Raw genomic sequence first — 17,576 nt, 5'->3', positions numbered from 1 at the left:
CACAGTTGTGTAATAATTTTAAAGGCAACGTTTGAGAATAGCCTTAATTATTCACTTTATTTTATGACGCTTTGAGTCTAAATGTGGTATGTATTGTTCCAACCTCTTTCGTACTTTTAAAAATATTAATAATACATATCGGAAAAATGAGAATTAGATGTTTTACAAAGAGTTACTAAGTGAGAAATAAAGAAGGTGTACGATTTTGCCACAAACTAAGAAAAAAACTACAACCCGTAAAAAGGGCGCAACAACCCGTAAATCGACTAAAAAAAAGCAACAGAAGAAGGACAGTTCTTTACGCTATGTTATTGCAATCATAATAGTCATTTTGTCGATTTTAGGAATGTTCCAATTAGGCATTGTGGGTCGAATGATAGATAGCTTTTTCAATTATTTGTTTGGAATGAGTCGCTATTTAACATACATATTACTCAGTTTAATTACGGTTTATATTGCAATGCAAAAGCAATTCCCTAAGACAAGACGTACTTTCGGATTGATATCGCTACAATTTGTGTTATTGATTACAACACAAATTATTTACCATTTTCAAAAAGGGGCGGTATCTCAAAGAGAGCCAGTTCTATCTTATGTATATAAGGCTTATGAACATAGTCATTTTCCAAATTTCGGTGGTGGTTTAATAGGATTCTATTTACTTAAAATATTTATTCCACTTATTTCCATTGCAGGTGTCATCATCCTCACATTAGTTTTATTAAGTTCAAGTATTATACTATTGCTTAAACTTAGACATAGAGATGTTGTCAAATCTTTAATTGATAAAATGAAAAATTCGAGTCAAAGTGCGTCATCTAATTTGAAAGAAAAAAGAGCACAAAATAAACTCAAAAAAGAAGCGCGCCAACGTGAAAAAGAAGCAGAGCGTGAGCGTCAAAGACAAAATGAATTTGAACAAGAACAACTTGAGTCAGAGCAAATTAAAGATGTAAGTGATTTTCCAGAAGTTAATCCAGAACCGGAAGACATTCCTATTTATGGTCATAGTGAGTCGCAAGAAAATAAACAACCTCCTGTTAACAAGCGCAAGAAAAGACAATTTGGTATTAATAACGAAGATCATGCTAAAGAAGAAAATCAAAATAACGACAACTATCAACATCATAATACAAAGTCAGATTCAGCTTCTAATAATGATCATCAAATGAACGGTTCAATTTCTGAAGCGGGAGAAGAGGCTAATGCTGCATATCACATTCCGCCATTATCATTACTTAATCAGCCAGCTAAACAACAAACAACGTCTAAGGCTGAAGTTCAACGTAAAGGCCAAATACTTGAATCTACAATGAAAAACTTTGGTGTTAATGCTAAAGTGAAACAGATTAAAATTGGGCCAGCCGTAACACAATATGAAATTCAACCTGCTCAAGGCGTTAAAGTAAGCAAAATTGTGAACTTACATAATGATATTGCACTTGCATTAGCAGCAAAAGATGTACGTATTGAAGCGCCAATACCTGGACGTTCAGCAGTAGGCATTGAAGTGCCAAATGATAAGATTTCATTAGTTACCCTTAAGGAAGTGCTTGAATCTAAATTTCCAGCAAGTAACAAATTAGAAGTAGGTCTTGGTAGAGATATTTCTGGTGAACCAATGACAATTCAATTGAATGAAATGCCACACCTTCTTGTCGCCGGTTCAACAGGTAGTGGTAAGTCTGTATGTATTAACGGTATTATTACTAGTATTCTATTAAACGCTAAACCACATGAGGTTAAGCTCATGTTGATTGACCCTAAGATGGTAGAATTAAATGTGTATAATGGGGTGCCACATTTACTAATACCAGTAGTGACCAATCCACATAAAGCCTCTCAAGCCTTAGAAAAGGTAGTGGCAGAAATGGAACGACGCTATGATTTATTCCAACATTCGTCTACACGTAACATTGAAGGGTATAATAAATTTATACGACGTCAAAATGAAGAACTCGATGAGAAACAAGCAGAATTACCATATATCGTAGTTATTGTAGATGAATTAGCTGATCTGATGATGGTTGCAGGTAAAGAAGTTGAGAATGCCATTCAACGTATTACTCAAATGGCCAGAGCAGCAGGCATTCATTTAATCGTTGCAACACAAAGACCATCAGTAGATGTAATCACTGGTATTATTAAAAACAACATTCCTTCACGTATTGCATTTGCCGTAAGTTCTCAAACTGACTCTAGAACAATTATTGGCTCTGGTGGAGCCGAAAAGCTACTCGGCAAAGGTGATATGCTCTATGTAGGTAATGGAGAGTCATCTCAAACGCGTGTACAAGGTGCTTTCTTAAGTGACCAAGAAGTTCAAGATGTTGTTAATTATGTTGTTGAACAACAAAAAGCGAATTACGTGAAAGAAATGGAACCAGATGCACCTGTAGACAAATCAGAAATGAAGAGTGAAGATGCTCTATATGATGATACCTATATATTTGTTATTGAGCAGCAAAAAGCAAGTACGTCGCTATTACAGCGCCAATTTAGAATTGGCTATAATCGTGCTTCTAGATTAATGGATGATTTAGAACGAAACCAAGTTATCGGACCGCAAAAAGGTAGTAAACCAAGACAAGTATTAGTAAATTTAGATGATGAAGAGGTGTAAATGATGACAGAGACAAATGCAGCTTTTAAAGTTAAGGAGTATATTCTTAAGCAAATTAAAGAACAATCTTTAAAACCTGGTGATAAACTACCTAGCAATTTATCTATTGCCAGAGAATTGAATGTGAAAACAGACGATGTCTATGATGCAATTGGTGAACTCATTACTGAACAAGTTTTGACTGATAACTTTGAAGAAGGACCAAGTGTAAAGTCATTACACCCCTTCTTCTATCCATTAAATAAATTATTCAGCATTAACGATATGATTCAAGAAGCAGGTTACCACTCAGGAACTGAATATTTGAGTTTAGAGGAACAACCTGCCTCCATATTAGATGCACAAATGTTAGGCATTGAAGATAAACAACCAATTACAATTATCGAGCGTCTACGCACTGCAAATCATCAGCCAGTTATTTATTGTTTGGATAAAATTTCAAAAAATTATCTTACCTGTACTGATTATCAAATCAGTGATGGTTCCATGCTAAATGCAATTGAGACGAATACCGGTCATAAAGTTGCTTCTGCTGAAACAGAAGTTGAAGCAATTAGTTATGAGCCACATATTTCTGATATTCTGAACGCTTCTCCACATGAAGGTTTAATGCTATTAAAGGTTGTACACTATGATGAATTGGGTAAACCTATTTTATATTCTTTAAATTATGTGAAGAGCAGTTTAGTTAAATTTAAACTGACACGTACAAAAATATAGATTTGATATTAAGGAGTGTGGATGAATGTTAGAACAACAAATCAATCAAGACCAACACATACATATCGATGTGTTACCTACAGATAAATTTAAGACAACTATGATTACTTTCAAATTTATGGCACCTTTAGATTACGAAACCATCACAGCACGATCTTTACTTAGTAAATTATTAGTTCGTGCTACACAAAAATGGTCAAATGATAAAGCGTTTAGTAAACAACTGTCAGAATTATATGGTGCTTACATACATAGTTTTGTTTCTAAATTTAAAGATAAACATGTGATCACTATCTCATTAGAAATTGTTAATGAACGTTACCTCAAAGATTCAACACCACTTTTTGAAAAAGGACTGAATGTCTTATATGAAGTAATCAATAAACCACTCATTGAAAATAGTGCGTTTAACGAAACATTTGTTAATCAAGAAAAATCTTTACTAACTAAAAAAATTGAAGCTATTATCGATAATAAGGCGCAATATTCATTTTTAAATTTATTAAAATACATGTTTAAAGATGAACCGTATCGCTACTTAGCGACAGGGCAAATTGAGAAAATAAATACAATTACACCTGAAAGCTTATATCATACATATCAAAATATGATTAACAATGATCAATGTTCGGTTTATGTTGTTGGCAATGTAGATGAACAAGAGGTTAAGCAATTAATCAAATCGAAATTTATAATTAAACCATTTGAAATGACGCAATCTAATGAACCGTATTTAATGGATTCAAACTCAGAACCACAATATATTGTTGAAGAGGATGAAGTGGATCAAGCAAAATTAAATATGGGTTATCGCTTTCCAACGCGTTTTGGGGCACAAGATTATTATGCATTAGTAGTATTAAATACGATGTTTGGTGGGGACCCATCATCCGTTTTATTTAATGAAGTACGTGAAAAACAAAGTCTAGCCTATTCAATCCATTCACAATTAGATGGTAAAAATGGTTATCTCTTTGTATTAAGTGGTGTATCAGCAGATAAATTTGAACTTGCTAAAGATACAATCTTGGAAGAGTTTGATAAATTTAAACGTGGTGAGTTTGACGAGGATAAATTAGAACTCGCCAAAAAAATTATCATCTCTCATAGACATGAGATTGCCGATCGACCTAAAAGTATTATCGAAGTTATGCAAAATCAGTTACTTTTAGAACGTGTGCAAACAGATGAAAACTATATTAATCACATCCAAAAAGTTACTAAAGAAGATGTGGTAACTATGGCCAATAAAGCAAAACTTGATACGATTTACGCACTTACGAAGGGTGGTCATTCTTAATGAAAGAAACATATTATGAACTCATTGATGAGCGTGTATTTGAACATGAATTAGCTAATGGGTTACGTTTATTCGTTATTCCCAAAAAAGGGTTTCAAAAAACATTCGTAACGTATACGACTCAATTTGGCTCTCTAGATAATACTTTTAAACCACATAATCAAGATGCGTTTGTAACTGTACCAGATGGCGTTGCTCACTTTTTAGAGCATAAATTATTTGAAAAGGATGACACTGAAGATTTATTTACTGCATTTGCAAGTGATAATGCGCAAGTCAATGCATTTACTAGTTTTGATCGTACTAGTTATTTATTCAGTGCCACAGATAATGTTGAAAGTAATATTCTAAGATTATTAGAAATGGTAGAGACACCATTTTTTTCGAAGGAAACGGTTGATAAAGAAAAAGGTATTATCGCTGAAGAAATAAAAATGTATCAAGAACAACCTGGCTATAAAATTATGTTTAATACGCTACGTGCGATGTATCAAAATCATCCAATTAAAGTGGATATAGCTGGTAGCGTAGAGAGTATCTATAATATTACAAAAGATGACTTATATCTATGTTATGAAACATTTTATCATCCATCGAATATGGTGTTATTTGTAGTTGGCGATGTGAATCCAGAAAATATACGCGATATTGTTGAAACGCATGAAAATAAAAGAGATAAAACGAATCAACCTAGTATTGAAAGAGCGACTATTGATGAGCCAACTAAAGTGATAACACCTTTTGTAACTGAAGAAATGAAGCTACAGTCACCTAGGTTAATGTTAGGATTTAAAAATGAACCAACTAAGGCATCACCACAACAATATGTACAACATGATTTAGAAATGACGCTATTTTTCGAATTAGTATTTGGTGAAGAAACGGATTTCTATCAAACATTATTGAATGAAGATTTGATTGATGAATCATTTGGCTATCAATTTGTGCTCGAACCTACCTATTGTTTTTCAATCATTACGAGTGCGACACAACATCCAAATAAGTTGAAAGAAGTGTTATTAAATGAACTCAACATGCATCGCGGTAAATTGAAAGACCAAGAAGCATTTGATTTATTGAAAAAACAATTTATTGGTGAATATATTTCAAGTTTAAATTCTCCTGAATATATAGCGAATCAATATGCTAAATTATATTTTGAGGGTGTTAGTGTGTTCGATATGTTAGATATTATTGAGAATATAACATTAGACAGTATTAATGAAACAGCATCTAAGTTTTTAAATATTGATAATATGGTTGATAGTCGTTTGGAGCTTAAATCTTAATGAGAGCATTAGTACTAGGTGGCTCAGGAAGTATTGGTACAGCAATTGTAGAACGGTTATTAGAGGAAGGTAACGAAGTCATTGTTCAATATTTTCAATCTGATATAAATACGTTACAAGCTAAGTATGAAGGAGAAGCTGTTGAATTTATACAAGCTGATTTATCACAAGATATTGATTTGGAAGAAACGTTTGGCCATGTGAAACATATTGATTGCTTGATATATAGTAGTGGTACAGCTTTGTACGGCTTACTACAAGATATGTCAGATGAAGATATTGATCATAGCTACAATCTTCATGTTAAGCAATTAATACGATGTTGTCGTTACTTTATAGACACAATACGTCATAGTGAATATGGTCGAATTATTGTTATTTCGTCCATTTGGGGGGAAACAGGTGCAAGCATGGAGACCATTTATTCTACAATGAAGAGTGCTCAAATTGGCTTTGTTAAAGCGCTAAGCCAGGAATTAGCAATGACGAATGTCACTGTCAATGCAGTTACGCCTGGTTTTGTAAGTGGTAATATGGCACAATCATTTAATTCAGACGATATGGCGTCTATTTTAGCAGAGTTACCACAACAGCGAATGATAACTCCTGATGAAATTGCTCATACATGTGCTTATTTGTGGAGTCCACTTGCAAAAAGTGTTACTGGAACAATTCAAAAAGTCAATGGTGCTTGGTATATCTAATTTGAGACAGATTGAAAACGAAGAATAAAAAAATTTGTGTTTGTATTAAGTTCTAAATGCTATAATATGATTACTAATTTTTAATATTCCAATGGTAGGTTACCATTTTAAAACAAGGGGCGGATATTGATGACAGTAGCCGAAAAAAAAGAATGGTATCTTGAGTATGAAATCACGGTTAACCGAGCAGGTTTACTAGGTGATATTTCAAGTTTACTTGGCATGTTAGGCATAAGCATTGTTACGATTAATGGGGTAGATCAAGGCCGACGAGGTTTATTAATTAAAACAGATAGTCTTGAAAAAGTTAATCGCTTTGAACATATAATCAATGAACTTAGTGAAATAGAAATAACCAAATTAAGAGTGCCTGAATTGCGTGATAGATTAGCTGTAAGGCATGGACGTTATATTGAACAAGATGCTGATGATAAAAAGACATTTCGTTTTGAACGTGAAGATTTAGGATTATTAGTTGATTTTTTGGCTGAACTTTTCAAAGAGGAAGGTCATAAGTTGATTGGTATCAGAGGTATGCCACGTGTAGGAAAAACGGAATCTATAGTAGCTGGAAGCGTATGTGCTCACAAACGTTGGTTATTTATAAGCTCTACTTTAATTAAGCAAACTGTACGCAGTTCACTTATTAAAGGGGAATATGATTCAAATCATGTCTATATTATTGATGGCGCTGTCACTGCTAGAGAATCAAATCCTAAGCATCAAGAATTAGTTCGTGAAGTCATGACATTACCATCAATTAAGGTGGTTGAACATCCTGACTTATTTGTAGAATCAGGGAACTATAGCATGGATGATTTTGATTATATTATTGAATTGCGAGAGAATGAAAATCAAGAAATTGAATATGATCAAATGAAGCAACAAACGGTTAAAAGTAAAAATTCGCTAGACTTTGGAGAAGACATGTTTGGCGGAGGTTTTGGATTTTTTGAATAGTGGTTGTGGAGGCTTTTGAAAGTGAAGACAATTGGTGAAACATTGAAAGGTAGACGCGAAAGATTAGGTATGACTTTAGCAGAGTTAGAAGAGCGTACTCAAATTAAACGTGATACGCTTAAATTAATCGAAGAAAACCGCTTTGATGAATTAGCGAAAGTGGACTATGCAGAGGGATTTATTCGCCGATATGCGAGTGTAGTAAATATAGATTCACATCAATTGATACAAGCGCATCGTGAGGAAATACCGGATAGTCAACATCAATTAAATGAACTTCTGAACAGATACCATAATGATGAAGCGCCTACATATCGCACTAAAGATAAAGAACCTCTACAATTAATGATATTAATTGGCGGTATTATTGTAATTACGTTTATCTTATGGGTCTTAGCTGTGTTACTATTATAAAATAAGAGATAAAATTAGAAATGAGGCTTTAACATGAATATACCAAATCAAATCACGATTTTTAGGGTAATATTAATTCCAGTTTTCATTTTATTTGCTCTAGTGAACTTTGGATTTGGCAATGTATCTATTTTAGGTGGATATGACATCCGCATTGAGCAATTTATTGCTGCAATTATCTTTATTGTAGCTTCTTTAAGTGACTTTCTTGATGGATACTTAGCTAGAAAATGGCAACTTGTAACGAATATGGGTAAATTTTTAGATCCTTTAGCCGACAAATTACTCGTTTCAAGTGCATTAATAGTTATGGTCCAATTAGGACTTACGAATTCTGTCGTAGCCATTATTATTATCGCACGTGAATTTGCAGTTACAGGATTACGATTATTACAAATTGAGCAAGGTTTTGTAAGTGCGGCAGGACAATTAGGCAAAATTAAAACTGCTGTGACTATGGTTGCAATTATCTGGATTTTACTGGGTGATTTATTAGCAACTTGGATAGGCATTCAAATAGGCCAAGTATTACTTTATATTGGTGTTTTATTTACGATTTTATCTGGTATTGAATACTTTTATAAAGGTAGAGATGTTTTTAAACATTAAATTAGTGAAAATATAACCAAGAATACTAGTGAATAGAAAGACAACGCTATTCCTAGTTATTCTTGGTTTTTTAAGTTTAAATTTTAGAATAAGCGTCATTCGATGCATTATAATAATAGATGTCGTGTAAGAATTATCACTATAGGGAGAAATGAACATGAATATTTCAATTATTGCTGTAGGTTCAGAACTTTTATTGGGCCAAATTGCCAATACAAATGGACAATATTTATCAAGATTATTTAACAGTATTGGAAAAAGTGTCGTTGAACATACGGTTATTGGAGACAATCCGCAAAGATTAGAACGTGTAATTAAAGACGGGTTAAAACGATATGACACAATTGTGTTCACTGGAGGATTAGGACCTACGAAAGACGATTTAACAAAGCATACTGTTGCAAAAGTGCTTGGTAAAAATCTAGTAACTGATGCTACAGCATTAGAATATATAGAAAATTATTTTAAAGAACAAGGTCAAGAAATGACGCCGAATAATAAACAACAAGCGTTAGTTATTGAAGGTGCTAAAGTATTACAAAATCACTATGGAATGGCACCAGGTATGTTAGTGGAAATAGAAGATAAGAAAGTTATTTTGCTACCTGGTCCGCCAAGTGAAATGAAACCAATGGCTAAAAATGAATTATTACCTTGTTTAATGGATGATGATAGCGTTATTTTTTCAGAACAATTGAGATTTGCTGGAATTGGAGAATCTAAAGTTGAAACTGAATTAATGGATTTAATCGATCATCAAGATAACCCAACCATCGCACCGTTAGCTGGTACGCATGAAGTATATATAAGATTAACTGCCAATGCCGATACGAAAAATGAATGTAAACACTTAATTGAACCTACTAAGAATGCAATTCTTGATAGAATTGGGAAATATTATTATGGTTCAGATGATATTGTAATTGAACAAGCACTAATGAATGCTATGGATACACGCTTTAGTCTATATGATGGTGTGACTAATGGCGCACTGTACACACGATTAAAAAATTATGATACCAATCATCTTTTAGAGGGACAATTACCAGATTCACGTGTCTTTATCTCTGAGATAGATAATATTGAAGATAAACTCAAATACGCAACACAATATGTAAAAGATTTATATAAAACTAAATTGGGTATAGCGTTATTACATGATCAAGAGCAAGTTTATCTTGGATATAGCGATGAACGTGTATTTAAATTTGAAACATTTAAAATGCCGTTAAAACGAAATATATTACAAAACAGAAGTCAAAATTATGCCATGATAAAATTATTAAATTGGTTTAAATAATGTTTCTTTTTGAAAATATGAGCACTTATTGAGTACGTTTGTTCGATTTTGTGATTAGACACTTCAATAAAAGCGAACAAATATTCGCAAAAAACTTGTAATTAGATTCAAATGAATGTATAGTATTAGTTAAGATATTAATACGAGGATTAACTCATTAATAGGAGGTTTCGCTTTGGATAATGATCGTCAAAAAGCTTTAGATACAGTTATAAAAAATATGGAAAAATCTTTCGGTAAAGGTGCCGTTATGAAACTAGGCGACAACAAAGGACGTCGTGTTTCAAGTGTATCAAGTGGCTCAGTTACTTTAGATAATGCACTTGGTGTAGGAGGTTATCCTAAAGGTAGAATCATTGAGATTTATGGTCCAGAAAGTTCTGGTAAAACTACAGTAGCTTTACATGCTATTGCTGAAGTACAGAAGAATGGTGGCGTTGCTGCATTCATCGATGCCGAACACGCATTGGATCCAGTATATGCTGAAGCACTAGGTGTAGATATTGATAATTTATATCTATCACAACCAGACCATGGTGAACAAGGTTTAGAAATTGCCGAAGCTTTTGTTCGAAGTGGCGCAGTAGATATAGTAGTAGTTGACTCTGTTGCAGCATTAACACCTAAAGCAGAAATTGAAGGTGAGATGGGTGACACACATGTGGGACTTCAAGCCCGTTTAATGTCACAAGCACTACGTAAATTATCTGGTGCCATTTCAAAATCGAATACTACGGCTATATTCATTAACCAAATACGTGAAAAAGTTGGTGTTATGTTTGGTAACCCTGAAACTACACCAGGTGGACGTGCGTTAAAATTCTATAGCTCTGTACGTTTAGAAGTTCGTCGTGCTGAACAGTTAAAACAAGGACAAGAAATTGTTGGTAATAGAACTAAGATTAAAGTTGTAAAAAATAAAGTTGCACCTCCATTTAGAGTTGCCGAAGTAGACATCATGTATGGTCAAGGTATCTCTAAAGAAGGTGAATTGATTGATCTTGGTGTTGAAAATGATATCGTAGATAAATCAGGTGCATGGTATTCTTATAACGGTGATCGCATGGGTCAAGGTAAAGAAAATGTAAAAACGTATCTTAAAGAAAATCCACAAGTTAAAGAAGAAATTGATCGTAAATTACGAGAAAAACTTGGTATTTTTGATGGTGATGTTGAGGATAAAGAAGATGCGCCTCAAACATTATTTGATGAAGAATAGCGTTTAAAACTTTAATTTTGAATTAAACACAGGTATATTAATTTACTTGAAACGTATGAGTAAACAAAACGATTCATTTAAATAGTTGCTTGAAACATGATAAGAGTCTTCTACATTTGATAAGCTACTTTCGTTATGGACAATGAAAAAAGTGTCAACAGAAGTAGTGTATCAGTGAAAATGTAGTAGACTTTTTGTTATATAAAAATAGAACTTTCAATGAATACATAGTTTGAGAAAACGTTATAAATAGTGATAGCAATTTGCTGTATGGCATAGAATTTAACAAACACTTAAATAAAGTGAATTCAATTAAATAGATATCCCGGTTGTACATGACCCAACACAAGAAATCACATCAAGCAATTCAACAAGCAAAGCAAGCTGGGGATTGGGGGCCCAGCAAAGAGAATTTCCATAAGAAATTCAACAAGCAAAGCAAGGTGGGGATCGGGGATTGGAATGAATGACCATCACACCAGTGCAATTTCATATCTTGACACTAACAAGTTAATAAACGTACAATTGATATGTATAATTATTATACATTCATAAAAATCATGAAGAGATTTTGATATACAAAGCAAATACCTAGAAAAAGGAGGTGTTTATGTGAATTTATTAAACCTCCTACTCATTTTGCTGGGGATTATTCTAGGGGTTGTTGTGGGGTATATTGTAGCCCGAAATTTATTGCATCAAAAGCAATTACAAGCTAGACAAACTGCTGATGATATTATTAAGCAAGGTCAAAAAGAAGCTGATAATATCAAAAAAGAAAAATTATTAGAGGCAAAAGAAGAAAACCAAATCATAAGAGAACAAACTGAATCAGAACTACGTGAAAGACGTGGTGAGCTTCAAAGACAAGAAGCCCGACTTCTTCAAAAAGAGGAAAATTTAGATCGAAAATCTGATCTTCTTGATAAAAAAGATGAGATTTTAGAACAAAAGGAATCTAAACTTGAAGAAAGACAACAACAAGTAGATGCAAAAGAGAGTAGTGTTCAAACATTAATAATGAAGCATGAACAAGAATTAGAACGCATCTCCGGTCTCACTCAAGAAGAAGCTGTTAATGAACAACTTCAAAGGGTTGAACAAGAACTGTCACAAGATATTGCTGTACTTGTTAAAGAAAAAGAAAAAGAAGCTAAAGAAAAAGTTGATAAAAAAGCAAAAGAATTATTGGCTACTACCGTACAACGTTTAGCTGCTGATCATACGACAGAGTCAACAGTTTCAGTAGTTAATTTACCAAATGATGAGATGAAAGGTCGCATAATTGGTAGAGAAGGTAGAAATATTAGAACTTTAGAAACATTAACAGGTATTGATTTAATCATTGATGATACACCAGAAGCAGTCATTTTATCTGGTTTTGATCCAATTAGACGTGAAATCGCGCGTACTGCATTAGTTAATTTAGTCTCAGATGGACGTATCCATCCAGGCAGAATAGAAGAAATGGTTGATAAAGCTAGAAAAGAAGTAGATGACATTATAAGAGATGCTGGTGAACAAGCCACATTTGAAATTAATGTTCATAACATGCACCCAGACTTAGTTAAAGTTTTAGGTCGTCTTAATTATAGAACAAGCTATGGTCAAAACGTCTTAAAACATTCAATTGAAGTAGCGCATTTATCTGGAATGTTAGCTGCTGAACTAGGGGAAGATGTCAGCTTAGCCAAACGTGCTGGATTGCTTCATGATGTAGGTAAAGCCATCGATCATGAAGTTGAAGGAAGTCACGTAGAAATTGGTGTTGAACTAGCTAAGAAATATGCAGAAAATGACACTGTCATTAATGCAATTCATTCACATCACGGTGATGTAGAACCTACGTCAATCATATCTATTTTGGTAGCAGCTGCTGATGCATTATCTGCAGCAAGACCAGGTGCTCGTAAAGAGACATTAGAGAATTATATACGTAGATTGGAACGTTTAGAAACACTTTCTGAAGGTTATGATGGTGTTGAAAAAGCATTCGCAATCCAAGCAGGTCGAGAAATAAGAGTCATTGTATCACCTGAGGAAATAGACGACTTGAAGTCACACAGGTTGGCTAGAGACATTAAATCACAAATTGAAGATGAACTACAATATCCTGGTCACATCAAAGTGACAGTTGTAAGAGAGACAAGAGCAGTAGAGTATGCGAAATAATTTTTAACAGATCCAATTTTTGGATCTGTTTTTTTATGCCTTTAAAGCGTCATTTAAAAGTTAAAAATGAGGTCATACCGTAAAAGAAGTACCAGGTGAACTTTAACATATATGAAAGGGAGAACTTGAAAATTAATTGATCATTTGTCATACTTCAAGTTTAAGATATAAAAAGGAGCAAGATAAATTTTTTTATCTCACTCCGAACCAATGATTGAACATTAGTGCAAATGTACAACTTAACACTTAAAATTCAATCACTTATAATAATTGTTAAATGTAAACTTAAAATATTTTTGTGTTTTACTTAATTGATGATTTAATAAATTATTTAAGTTGTAAATCAGTTTTTTTCAATTCAGAAATAATTTCTGCTGTATCATAACAATTAGTAGCAATATTTGAGTATCTTTCCGCTAAACGATAAGCATTGATGTATAATTCAAGACTTTCTTTAGCAATGTCTTCTGCATCTTCTGATTTAGACGGATTAGATTTTACCACTAATTCTGCAAACTTCTCTGGATCAATATTAATTGACATGTAAATTTTACAACTCCTATTATTTTTGTTAAATCTATCTTAACATATGTTGTATACATGCTAAAGTAAATAGATATCTAATTTAAAAAGAGTGAGAATATCCTCTTTTATTATAGCCCTATATGAATTAAACTATTTTTATGAGAGGATGAACATTCAATGAGAATATTATTTATTGGCGATATCGTAGGAAAAGTTGGAAGAAATGCGATTGCTGAATATTTACCTAAAATTAAACAATCTTATAGACCGACTGTAAGTATCGTTAATGCTGAAAATGCAGCACATGGTAAAGGTTTAACTGAAAAATTGTATAAACAATTATTAAGAGATGGTGTAGATTTCATGACAATGGGCAATCATACATATGGACAACGTGAAATTTATGATTTTATTGATAATGCAAATAGAATGGTTAGACCAGCAAATTTCCCTAGTGAAGCACCTGGTGTAGGTATGAGATTTATTCAAATTAATGATATTAAATTAGCGATTATAAATTTACAAGGACGTTCATTTATGCAAGATATAGATGACCCTTTTAAAAAAGCTGATCAACTAATTGAAGAAGCTAAAAAAGAAACGAATTACATTTTTGTGGATTTCCATGCGGAAACGACATCAGAAAAAAACGCAATGGGATGGTATTTAGATGGCAGAGTCAGTGCGGTAGTGGGAACGCATACACATATTCAAACATCGGATGAACGTGTGCTTCCTAATGGTACGGGTTATATCACAGATGTAGGTATGACAGGGTATTATGACGGAATACTCGGAATTAATCGTGATGAAGTCATTGAACGATTTATCACAAGCTTGCCACAACGTCATGTTGTGCCGAATGATGGCAGAAGTGTTCTTTCAGGTGTTATTATAGATTTAGATAAAGAAGGAAAAACTAAGCATATTGAAAGAATACTCATCAACGACGATCATCCTTTTAATAAATAATTTGAAACCATTCATAGACGATTGGATATAGTCCATTAGTATGAATTTAAATAATTGCCACTGTTGTCATAGTAAGACGGTGGTTATTTTTGTTATGATTTATTATGAATTAATTCCACAGGAGGCATATGATATGAAATCACAAATATCATGGAAAGTGGGCGGACAACAAGGTGAAGGTATCGAATCGACAGGTGAAATTTTTGCCACAGCGATGAACCGTAAAGGATATTATTTATACGGATATAGACATTTCTCAAGCCGTATTAAAGGCGGACACACTAATAATAAAATTAGAGTATCCACTACACCTGTACATGCAATTAGTGATGATTTGGACATTTTGGTGGCTTTTGACCAAGAAACAATTGAATTGAACCATCATGAAATGCGCGAGGATAGTATTATTATTGCTGATGCAAAGGCAAAACCGACGAAACCTGAAGCGTGTCGTGCTCAACTTATTGAATTACCATTTACTAGCACAGCTAAAGAACTAGGTACTGCACTTATGAAGAATATGGTTGCTGTTGGTGCAACGTGTGCCATCATGGATTTAGATACAACTACATTCGAAACGCTTATAACAAATATGTTTACCAAAAAAGGTGAAAACGTTGTAGCAATGAATATTGAAGCTTTAAATCAAGGTTATGCATTGATGAAAGCACAAATAAATGATTTACAGTTAGATTTTAAATTGCAACCAACGGATAAAGATCCTCATTTATATATGATTGGTAATGATGCAATAGGGTTAGGTGCTATTTCAGCGGGCTCTCGTTTCATGGCTGCCTATCCAATTACACCTGCATCTGAAATAATGGAATATATGATTGCGAACGTACCTAAAGTAGGCGGTACAGTAGTACAAACTGAAGATGAAATTGCTGCAGCTAATATGGCAATCGGTGCTAATTATGCAGGTGTTAGAGCATTTACTGCCAGTGCAGGACCAGGTCTTTCACTTATGATGGAAGCTATAGGCCTTTCAGGTATGACGGAAACACCATTAGTAATTATTAATACACAACGTGGTGGACCATCAACGGGTTTACCAACTAAACAAGAACAATCTGATTTAATGCAAATGATTTATGGTACGCATGGGGATATACCAAAGATTGTCGTAGCCCCTACTGATGCTGAAGATGCTTTCTATTTAACGATTGAAGCGTTCAACTTAGCTGAAGCATATCAATGTCCAGTAATAGTATTGAGTGATTTACAATTATCATTAGGTAAACAAACGGTTGAACATCTTGATTATAATAAAATTCACATTCAACGAGGCGAATTATTGCAATCTGATATTGAACGTGAAGAGGATGACAAACAATACTTTAGAAGATATGCGTTAACAGGAAATGGTGTATCACCTAGACCTATACCTGGAGTTAAAGGTGGTATACATCATGTAACTGGCGTAGAACACAATGAAGAAGGTAAACCAAGTGAAGCGGCTGAAAATAGACGTCAACAAATGGACAAGAGAATGCGTAAAACAGCAAATCTATTAATAGAAAAGCCAGTTGAATTAAATGAACAACACGAAGAAGCCGATATTTTATTTATTGGATTTATATCTAGTAAAGGTGCGATTCAAGAAGGCGCTGAAAGACTTAATGCGCAAGGTTTAAAAGTGAATACTATGCAGATTCGTCAACTTCATCCTATGCCGAAAGATGTTATTCAATCAGCTATTAATAAAGCATCTAAAGTCATTGTTGTTGAACATAATTATCAAGGGCAACTTTCAAATATCCTTAAAATGAATACAACAATTCAAGATAAATTGATTAATCAAACTAAATATGATGGTACACCTTTCTTACCTCATGAAATTGAATCTAAAGGGCAAGAAGTAGTAAGTGAAATTAAGGAGTTGGTTTAATTGGCTACATTTAAAGATTTTCGTAATAATGTGAAGCCAAATTGGTGTCCAGGTTGTGGTGATTTCTCAGTTCAAGCAGCTATTCAAAAAGCAGCTGCCAACGTCGGATTAGAGCCTGAGGAAGTAGCAATCATTACTGGTATTGGCTGTTCAGGCCGATTATCTGGTTATATTAATTCATACGGCGTACACGGTATACATGGACGCGCATTACCACTAGCACAAGGGGTTAAAATGGCGAACAAGGATTTAACTGTCATTGCCTCTGGTGGCGATGGTGATGGATACGCTATTGGTATGGGACATACTATTCATGCATTAAGACGTAATATGAACATGACGTATATTGTTATGGACAATCAAATTTATGGCTTAACTAAAGGGCAAACCTCTCCATCATCTGCAGTAGGTTTCATAACAAAATCTACGCCTAAAGGTAATATCGAGAAGAATGTTGCACCACTTGAATTAGCATTATCATCAGGTGCAACATTTGTAGCCCAAGGGTTCTCTAGTGATATTAAAGCGCTAACTAAGCTCATTGAAGATGCGATTAATCATGATGGCTTTTCATTTGTAAATGTCTTTTCACCATGTGTTACTTATAACAAAGTAAATACGTATGATTGGTTTAAAGAACATTTAACAAGCTTAGATGACATAGAAGGCTATGATACGTCTGATAAACAATTAGCTATGAAGACTGTTTTAGATCATGAGTCTTTAGTCAAAGGTATCGTGTATCAAGACACTGAAACCCCGTCATATGAATCTCAAATAGAAGAACTAAATGAAAGTGCATTATCTAAGCGAGATATTCATATAACTGAAGAAGATTTCAACAACTTAACTTCTCAATTTGTATAAAAATTTAA

Annotated in this window: 14 protein-coding genes and 2 pseudogenes; 15 read left to right on the top strand and 1 reads right to left on the bottom strand. The window is 33.6% G+C overall.

Translation table 11 applies throughout. The annotated features are described in order from the left end of the window. Positions 1-205 precede the first annotated feature (205 nt). From JVV30_RS13520 to rny, 12 genes and pseudogenes are all read left to right on the top strand, one after another. Positions 206-1,016: pseudogene (locus JVV30_RS13520) on the top strand (cell division protein FtsK); the annotation flags it as partial. Between the two features lie 149 nt (positions 1,017-1,165). Next, a pseudogene (locus JVV30_RS13515) lies at positions 1,166-2,623 on the top strand (DNA translocase FtsK); the annotation flags it as partial. 3 nt (positions 2,624-2,626) lie between these two features. After that, entirely contained in the window at positions 2,627-3,343 is a 717-nt protein-coding gene (locus JVV30_RS00240; RefSeq protein WP_070855674.1) for a GntR family transcriptional regulator, read from the top strand. 25 nt (positions 3,344-3,368) lie between these two features. Then, complete coding sequence (yfmF, locus tag JVV30_RS00235; protein ID WP_204192898.1) at positions 3,369-4,643, top strand: EF-P 5-aminopentanol modification-associated protein YfmF; 1,275 nt, start codon at positions 3,369-3,371, stop codon at positions 4,641-4,643. Further along, on the top strand, positions 4,643-5,932 hold the full coding sequence (gene yfmH / locus JVV30_RS00230) for an EF-P 5-aminopentanol modification-associated protein YfmH (RefSeq protein WP_053029335.1): 1,290 nt from the start codon (positions 4,643-4,645) through the stop codon (positions 5,930-5,932). The genes yfmF and yfmH overlap by 1 nt, the downstream gene beginning before the upstream one ends. Continuing rightward, a complete protein-coding gene (gene ymfI, locus JVV30_RS00225; protein WP_070855543.1) occupies positions 5,932-6,636 on the top strand; it encodes an elongation factor P 5-aminopentanone reductase in 705 nt (234 codons plus the stop codon). The genes yfmH and ymfI overlap by 1 nt, the downstream gene beginning before the upstream one ends. A gap of 129 nt (positions 6,637-6,765) precedes the next feature. Next, complete coding sequence (locus tag JVV30_RS00220; protein ID WP_016930681.1) at positions 6,766-7,596, top strand: YmfK family protein; 831 nt, start codon at positions 6,766-6,768, stop codon at positions 7,594-7,596. Positions 7,597-7,617: 21 nt separating this feature from the next. Then, positions 7,618-8,010 carry a helix-turn-helix domain-containing protein gene (locus JVV30_RS00215; RefSeq protein WP_070855544.1) on the top strand — a complete coding sequence of 131 codons (393 nt, stop codon included), beginning with the start codon at positions 7,618-7,620 and terminating at the stop codon, positions 8,008-8,010. 33 nt (positions 8,011-8,043) lie between these two features. After that, a complete protein-coding gene (gene pgsA, locus JVV30_RS00210; RefSeq protein ID WP_070855545.1) occupies positions 8,044-8,619 on the top strand; it encodes a CDP-diacylglycerol--glycerol-3-phosphate 3-phosphatidyltransferase in 576 nt (191 codons plus the stop codon). 157 nt (positions 8,620-8,776) lie between these two features. Then, positions 8,777-9,919 (top strand): CinA family nicotinamide mononucleotide deamidase-related protein, encoded by a 1,143-nt coding sequence (locus tag JVV30_RS00205; protein ID WP_070855546.1) that lies wholly within the window; start codon positions 8,777-8,779, stop codon positions 9,917-9,919. A 175-nt stretch (positions 9,920-10,094) separates the two neighbouring features. After that, positions 10,095-11,138 (top strand): recombinase RecA, encoded by a 1,044-nt coding sequence (gene recA / locus JVV30_RS00200; RefSeq protein ID WP_204192895.1) that lies wholly within the window; start codon positions 10,095-10,097, stop codon positions 11,136-11,138. A 612-nt stretch (positions 11,139-11,750) separates the two neighbouring features. Further along, positions 11,751-13,310, top strand: coding sequence for a ribonuclease Y (gene rny, locus JVV30_RS00195; protein ID WP_070855547.1), 1,560 nt, complete (start codon positions 11,751-11,753; stop codon positions 13,308-13,310). 327 nt (positions 13,311-13,637) lie between these two features. On the opposite strand, the gene JVV30_RS00190 is transcribed toward rny, so the two are convergent. Continuing rightward, positions 13,638-13,853, bottom strand: a complete 216-nt coding sequence (locus JVV30_RS00190; RefSeq protein WP_053029342.1) for a hypothetical protein — start codon at positions 13,851-13,853, stop codon at positions 13,638-13,640. A 159-nt stretch (positions 13,854-14,012) separates the two neighbouring features. Here JVV30_RS00190 and JVV30_RS00185 point away from each other — a divergent pair, with 159 nt between their 5' ends. The 3 genes from JVV30_RS00185 to JVV30_RS00175 all read left to right on the top strand — a co-directional run bounded on the left by JVV30_RS00185 (position 14,013) and on the right by JVV30_RS00175 (position 17,568). Next, on the top strand, positions 14,013-14,807 hold the full coding sequence (locus tag JVV30_RS00185; protein ID WP_053029343.1) for a TIGR00282 family metallophosphoesterase: 795 nt from the start codon (positions 14,013-14,015) through the stop codon (positions 14,805-14,807). Positions 14,808-14,940: 133 nt separating this feature from the next. Further along, a complete protein-coding gene (locus JVV30_RS00180; RefSeq protein ID WP_070855548.1) occupies positions 14,941-16,701 on the top strand; it encodes a 2-oxoacid:acceptor oxidoreductase subunit alpha in 1,761 nt (586 codons plus the stop codon). Then, positions 16,702-17,568 (top strand): 2-oxoacid:ferredoxin oxidoreductase subunit beta, encoded by an 867-nt coding sequence (locus JVV30_RS00175; protein WP_053029345.1) that lies wholly within the window; start codon positions 16,702-16,704, stop codon positions 17,566-17,568. Positions 17,569-17,576: the final 8 nt, after the last annotated feature.

The sequence above is a fragment of the Staphylococcus sp. GDY8P47P genome, from assembly GCF_016892225.1.
GTDB lineage: Bacteria > Bacillota > Bacilli > Staphylococcales > Staphylococcaceae > Staphylococcus > Staphylococcus borealis.
The sequence above is the reverse complement of the archived record's forward strand: the minus strand, read 5'-3'. Positions and strand labels throughout refer to the sequence as shown.